Origin of the sequence: Rhodococcus chondri, from assembly GCF_036327435.1 — a bacterium.
Lineage (GTDB): Bacteria > Actinomycetota > Actinomycetes > Mycobacteriales > Mycobacteriaceae > Rhodococcus > Rhodococcus chondri.
In genome coordinates this window covers 1-1292 of sequence record NZ_JAUZMZ010000370.1, presented here as the reverse complement: position 1 = coordinate 1292, position 1292 = coordinate 1, and the positions used below count along the sequence as shown (strand labels likewise).

Sequence of the window (1292 nt, the reverse complement as noted above, 5' to 3'; positions counted from 1 at the left end):
CGTCAGGCGAGGAGGGCTCGGATGTCGTCGGCGGTCAACGCCGACGAAAAGATCTCGCCGTCGTCGACGACGGACGAGAACAACTGCGACTTGCGCAGCTGCATCGCCCGCACCTTGGCCTCGATGGTGTCGCGGGTGATCAGCCGGTACACCATGACATTGCGGGTCTGCCCGATCCGGTGGGTGCGGTCGATCGCCTGCGCCTCGGCCGCGGGATTCCACCACGGGTCGAGCAGGAAACAGTAGTCCGCCTCCACCAGGTTCAGGCCGAACCCGCCGGCTTTGAGGCTGATGAGGAACACCGGTGCCGTTCCGGTCTTGAAGTCCTCGAGCATCTTTCCGCGATTGCGGGTTTTGCCATCCAAGTACACGTATTCGATGCCCGCCGCGTCGAGCCGGGCGCGGACCCGGCCGAGGAACCCGGTGAACTGGCTGAACACCAGTGCCCGGTGCCCTCCGGCGATCACGTCGTCGAGCTGTTCGAGCAGCGCGTCGATCTTCGCGGACCCCACCTTGCTGTGCGTGTCGTCGAACAGCGCCGGGTCGAGGCTCATCTGGCGGAGTACCGTCAGCGACCGCAGGATCGTGATGCGGTTNCGGNCCATGTCGTCGACGAGACCGAGGACCTTCTGCCGCTCCCGCTGCAACTGCCGGTCGTACAAAGCCCGGTGCTTCGGTGTCAGATCGACCTCGAGTACCTGCTCCTGCTTGTCCGGCAGGTCCGGGGCCACCTGCTCCTTCGTACGACGCAACATCAGCGGTTTGATGCGCTGACGCAGCTGCACAAGCAATTCGGGATTGGCGCCACTTTCGATGGGCCTGCGGTAGTAGTCCTGGAACTTCGTCGGGTTGGGAAACAATCCGGGTGCGGCGATCGACAGCAGCGACCACAACTCCATCAGATTGTTCTCCATCGGGGTGCCGGTGATCGCGAGCTTCAGCGGCGCCTCGACCTGCCGCACACACTGATAGGCCTTCGCCCGATGATTCTTGACGAATTGGGCTTCGTCGAGCAGCAGCATCGACCATCCTTGGGCGAGGTAGTCGTCGATGTCGAGGCGCAGCAGCGTGTACGACGTGACGACGACGTCGATATCGTCGAGCAGCTCGCCCAGACCAACACCGCGTTTGCCGGACGTCTCGGTGATCGCGACGACGTTCAGATCCGGCGTGAACCGCCGGGCCTCGGCAGCCCAGTTCGGAACCACCGACGTCGGCGCGACGATGAGGACCGGGGCATCCGCAGGTCGCTTCGCACGAGCGTGACAAATCAGCGCAAGCGACTGCAGGGT

General features: G+C 64.1%; 1 protein-coding gene. It reads right to left on the bottom strand.

From position 1 onward, the window contains the following. Positions 1-2 precede the first annotated feature (2 nt). The coding region (locus Q8814_RS26180; protein WP_330154837.1) for a DEAD/DEAH box helicase at positions 3-1292 on the bottom strand (1290 nt) is incomplete at its 5' end.